Source organism: Mesorhizobium sp. M4A.F.Ca.ET.050.02.1.1 (assembly GCF_003997725.1).
In the GTDB taxonomy this organism is placed as follows: Bacteria; Pseudomonadota; Alphaproteobacteria; order Rhizobiales; family Rhizobiaceae; genus Mesorhizobium.
The window spans coordinates 1-4,886 of sequence record NZ_RZSG01000453.1 but is presented as its reverse complement, the minus strand read 5'-3'; the positions used below and the strand labels follow the sequence as shown (position 1 = coordinate 4,886).

The following is a 4,886-nucleotide window of genomic DNA, read 5'->3' as shown; positions in this document are numbered from 1 at the left end:
CGTCACCGGTATGATGTGGTCGGGCATGCCGCTGATTGCGGTCATGGCCACGCGCCATTTGAGCTCGTGGAAGGTCGAGACGCCACCGCCCAGCGCCAGGGCGCGGACATCCTTCGGGTCGTCCGGGGTTTCGGGAGAGGCGTAAAGCCTTATGCCGGCGCGGCCGTCGGCCTTGAGCACGCTCGCGATCGCCAAAAAAAGCGCCCGTCTTGCTTCGGCGTCGCCGATCGCCGAGAGACATCCATCGCCGATCAGCGCGTCGATGCTCGCACCGGGAAACGGCAGGTCGAACCAGTCGCCTCGCACCGCCTTGCGCATATCGGTGTCGCCCGGCCAGATGCCGGCGATCATGTCGGCGGACTCGTCGACCGCAATCATTGTGGCGCCAAGTCCGGCGAGCTCCGGTGTCACGCCGAGCATGACGACGTGCGATTGCGCAAGCTCGAGCTCGCGTTCATAGGCCTCGACCACCTGAGCCGGCGGCCGCAACGGCGAGCCGAGCAACTGCCAGTGTTTGCGAATTGCATTCCAGTGCTCTGTCATGCAAACCCTGGGTTGGTTAGCGCATTGTATTCGATCGAATAATCGAGGACGCTCGAGAAGCCAATGGGGCGCATGGCACGCATCGCGGTCATCACGCATGAGTTCGACCGGTTTCAGAGCCGGCGTGGGCTGCTGCTACGCCGTGATAGCCCGTATATGCTCTTCGACCTGCTGGAAGAGCTGAAGCGCCGTGGCCATTCGGTCCGGATCCTTGCCGGCACGGCGGCCAGGCCGGAAGCCGACATCGCGGTACTGCATGTCGACGCGACCGTGACGCCGGCCGAATATGTCGAATACGCGCGCGCCTTTCCCTTCTGCCTCAACATCGGCGCCACCGACATCTCCAAGCGTCGCGTTAGCGGTGCCGTGATCGGCAGGGGCGACGGTTGGCAAGGGCCCGTCATCGTGAAGAGCAGCCTGAACAACCTCGGGACGCGTGAGCGCTCGCTGAACCGGCGGTCGCGACGCGCCGGCAAGCCGGAGCCGTTTCCCCGCCTCGAAGCCTTGGACAGCTATCGTGTCCATGGCTCGCTTGCCGATGTTCCGGCGACGGTGTTCGACTGCGAGGATCTGGTGGTGGAAAAATTCGTTCCCGAACCGGAGCCGGACGGCTTTGGAGCCCGCTTCTGGCTGTTTTGCGGCGAACGCGAACGCTGCCCCCGCCACGTCTCGCCGCAAAGTCTCGTCAAGGGCGACGATACGATCCGCCGCGAACCTGTTCCGGTTCCCGACGAGCTTCGCGCGCTAAGGCGTGAACTCGGTTTCGATTATGGCAAGTTCGATTTTGTCATGCATGAGGGCAGGGCAGTGCTGCTCGATGCCAACAAGACCCCCGGGCGAGCCAGGAGCCTTTCGAGCTTCGTCGCCGCCGGCAATGCCAATCTCGCCGACGGCTTCGAAGGGCTGATCCGCCAGGTTACCTAGATATTCATCCCGCCCGATACCTCGATGCGCTGGGCGTTGACCCAGCGATTGTCCTCGGACAGCAGCGAGGCGATCATCGGGCCGATGTCGTCGGCCACGCCGGCGCGGCCGAGCGCGGTGACGCCGGCCACCATGCGGTTGATCTCGGCATTGTCGCGCACATGACCGCCGTTGAAGTCGGTGGCGATTGCGCCCGGCGCCACGGTGTTGGCGGTGATGCCGCGCTGGCCGAGTTCCTTGGCGAGATAGCGCGTGAACACCTCGATGCCGCCCTTCATCATCGCATAGGCCGACGAGCCGGGAGCGGCGAAGCGGGCCAGCCCGCTTGAGATGTTGATGATGCGGCCGCCATCGTTGATCAGCGGCAGCAGCGCCTGGGTGAGGAAGAACACGCCCTTGAGATGGGTGTTCATCAGCGTGTCGAATTCCTCCTCAGTCGTCTCGGCGATCATCTTGCGCAGGCCGGTGCCGGCATTGTTGACGAGATAGTCGAAGCGGTCGCGCTGCCAGGTTTCCTGAAGCGTATTCTTCAATGCCGCGGCGAAGGCAGGGAAGGTGGCGACGGCTCCCGCATTGAGTTGGAGAGCCGCGGCGCGGCCGCCGGCGGCCTCGATCTCGGCGACAGCCGCCTCAGCTTCGTCGGCGCGCGAGCGATAGGTGACGATGACGTCGACACCCTTGCGGGCGAGGTGGAGCGCGGTGTTGCGGCCGAGGCCGCGGCTGCCGCCGGTGATCAGGGCGATGGGGCGAGTGGTCATGGCGAGAACTCCTTCTGTTTTGGATGGAGATGCATATACTCGCCTTGCTGGACGATATAATCGGGCACGGATTGCCAACACTATTCATCCTGTGCGAACAATCACCGATGGACAGGTTCGACAGCATGCGGCTCTTCACCCGCGTTGTGGAACGGCGCAGCTTCACCGCTGCCGCCGCCGATCTCGGCCTGCCGCGCTCCAGCGCCACCGCCGCGATCAAGCAATTGGAGGAGCGGCTCGGCGTGCAACTGCTCCGGCGCACCACCCGCCACGTCACGACCACTCTCGATGGTGACGCCTATTACCAGCGCTGCATCGGCATCCTCGCCGACATCGAGGACGCCGAGGGCGGCTTCGGCGCGCATGAGGTGCGTGGACGGCTCAGCATCGACATCAACGGCAACCTGGCTCGTACCGTCGTCATCCCGGAACTGCCAGCGCTGCTCGCCCGCTATCCTGGGCTCAGCTTGCATATCGGCGAGGGCGACCGCCTCGTCGATCTCGTGCGCGAGGGCGTCGACTGCGTGGTGCGCGCCGGCACGCTGCCGGACAGCGACATGATCGCGCGCCGAATCGGCACGGCGCGCGAGGCTACGCTCGCCAGCTCCGACTATGTCGAGCGCCACGGCCTGCCGCGTGACCTGGACGAGCTGGCCGGCCATGTGATGATCGGCTTCGTCTCGTCGCGCACCGGGCAGGTGATGCCGCTGGAATTCACCGTCGACGGCAAGGTGCACGAGATCGTCCTGCCGTCGCGGGTCACGATTTCCAACTCCGACACGGCCGCCACGCTGGTGCTCCAGGGTTTCGGCCTCTACCAGGCGCCGCGCCGCCGTTTTGCCGCTGACATCGAGGCCGGTCGGCTAGTCGAGGTGCTTCCGGACAATCCGCCCACGCCGACGCCGATCTCGGTCCTTTATCCGCGCAGCCGCCAGCTGTCGCCAAGGGTGCGGGTTTTCGTCGACTGGCTGGTGGAGATTCTGGGGCCGAAGCTGGACGCCTGATCGCTCAAAGAAACAACCGCAACTGCGTGTGAATGATCGACCGGTAGTCATCGATCGTCCGCCGGCTCTCGGCCTCGTCCTGCGTCAGCGCCAGCCGCACCACGCCGCCGGCAAGCTGGAAGATGAGAAAGACCACGCGTCCGAACGCATCGCGCCGCTCCGGCTCAAGCATCGGACCGACATGGTCGCAGAACATTTTCGCCTGCTGCCTGGTCTCGGCGATGTCGAGGTTCTGCAGTGCCTTGTCGGCCTGGATCGCGTTCTGCAGGTCCTGGATGGCTGGATCCGCCGCCACGCGGTTGTAGTAGTCGTCGAGCAGTCGATCCGCGGCCGACGTCACATCGTCCACCCCGCGGATCCCGGCGATGATGGCGCCGAAGCGCGCGCGACTCTCCTCCGCGAAGCGCTCGTAGAGCATCGCCAGGATCGCCGATTTGTTGGGGAAATAGTGATAGACGGTGGCGATCGGTCCGCCGGCCAGCGCACCCACTTCCTTCATCGTGACGGCATCGATGCCTTTCTCGCCAATCAGTCGCATGGTCGTCGAAAGGATCGCGTCGATGCGCTCGCGGCTGCGCTCCTGCTTTGGCCTGCGCCTGGGCTCCGTCGCCAATCGCCTTGCTTCGCTCATTGCGCCCGATCTCTCGCGAGAGGTCCAAAATTCCGGTTGACAAGAAACATGATTAACTATCAGTTTCCAGAAATGCTGACAGATTGTCAGTTTTTTGGCGATGCGGCAAGGACGTTGAGGAGGCGCCTTTGGTTACACAAGCCGGCGAGACGGACGGCGGCGACTGGCTGGTCGGCAATCCGAGCGGCCTGCAGCTCGCTTCGGCGCTGTGGATCGGCTCGGTCGGCCTGCTGATCCTCGGGCTTCAGCCGGTGCTGCTCGGCGCGCTCTACACCGAAGGCCATGTCACCGGCGACGAGTTGGCGCTGGTCGCCACCGCCGAGATGATCGCCATCGCCATCGGCTCGGGCGTCGTGGCCATGGCCCTGTCCGCCCGCAACATGCGCTGGAAGAGCGCCATCCTGCTGCTCCTGCTGGCGGCGGCCAACTGGTGGACGGCCCATGCCGCCGGCGCCAACGCGCTGATCGGCGCGCGCAGCCTGGCCGGGCTTGCCGAGGGCGGGCTGGTCGCCATCGCCACCGAGCTGATTGCGCGCTCGCGCCGGGCCGAGCGCATCGGCGGCTATTTCGTCACCGTGCAGACCTTGGCGCAATGCGCGCTGGCGCTGACCTTGGCGCTCTATGTCGTCCCGGTCGCCGGCGCGTCCGGCGGCTTCCTCGCCCTCGGCGTGGTCTGCCTCGCCTCGCTGGCGGTCGCCTGGATCGTGCCGGACGACTATGCCGACCTGCCGAAGGAAGAGCATTTCGCCAATGTGCTGACGCCCGGATCGATCGCCGCGCTGCTCTCGATCTTCTGCTACTTCATGTTCTTCGGCGCGATCTGGGCCTTCCTCGAGCCGCTCGGGGCGCAGTTCGGCATCGATGGCCGCACCGTCGGCCTGATGGTGTCGGCAAGCCTCGCCGCGCAGGTGGTTGGCGCCATGACCGCGACCGCCATCGAGGCGCGCATCGACTATCGCCTGGCGATCACCGCCGTCGGCGCCGTCGCCCTTGTCTGCTCGCTGATTTTCGCCAGCGGACCTGGCC

Annotated in this window: 6 protein-coding genes; 3 read left to right on the top strand and 3 right to left on the bottom strand. The window is 65.5% G+C overall.

All coding sequences use genetic code 11. The annotated features are described in order from the left end of the window. A partial coding sequence (locus EOA33_RS24240; protein WP_145989258.1) for a class I SAM-dependent methyltransferase occupies positions 1-543 on the bottom strand: 543 nt, incomplete at its 3' end. Between the two features lie 63 nt (positions 544-606). On the opposite strand from EOA33_RS24240, the gene EOA33_RS24235 reads away from it, so the two are divergent. After that, positions 607-1,467 carry a hypothetical protein gene (locus EOA33_RS24235; protein ID WP_245482421.1) on the top strand — a complete coding sequence of 287 codons (861 nt, stop codon included), beginning with the start codon at positions 607-609 and terminating at the stop codon, positions 1,465-1,467. On the opposite strand, the gene EOA33_RS24230 is transcribed toward EOA33_RS24235, so the two are convergent. Beyond that, positions 1,464-2,225 (bottom strand): SDR family oxidoreductase, encoded by a 762-nt coding sequence (locus EOA33_RS24230; RefSeq protein ID WP_127406774.1) that lies wholly within the window; start codon positions 2,223-2,225, stop codon positions 1,464-1,466. The two genes, EOA33_RS24235 and EOA33_RS24230, sit on opposite strands and share 4 nt — an antisense overlap. A gap of 107 nt (positions 2,226-2,332) precedes the next feature. On the opposite strand from EOA33_RS24230, the gene EOA33_RS24225 reads away from it, so the two are divergent. After that, positions 2,333-3,229, top strand: coding sequence for a LysR family transcriptional regulator (locus EOA33_RS24225; protein ID WP_127406773.1), 897 nt, complete (start codon positions 2,333-2,335; stop codon positions 3,227-3,229). A gap of 4 nt (positions 3,230-3,233) precedes the next feature. Here EOA33_RS24225 and EOA33_RS24220 read toward each other — a convergent pair whose 3' ends face one another. After that, entirely contained in the window at positions 3,234-3,860 is a 627-nt protein-coding gene (locus EOA33_RS24220) for a TetR/AcrR family transcriptional regulator (RefSeq protein ID WP_190234358.1), read from the bottom strand. Positions 3,861-3,988: 128 nt separating this feature from the next. On the opposite strand from EOA33_RS24220, the gene EOA33_RS24215 reads away from it, so the two are divergent. Further along, a partial coding sequence (locus EOA33_RS24215; protein WP_127406772.1) for an MFS transporter occupies positions 3,989-4,886 on the top strand: 898 nt, incomplete at its 3' end.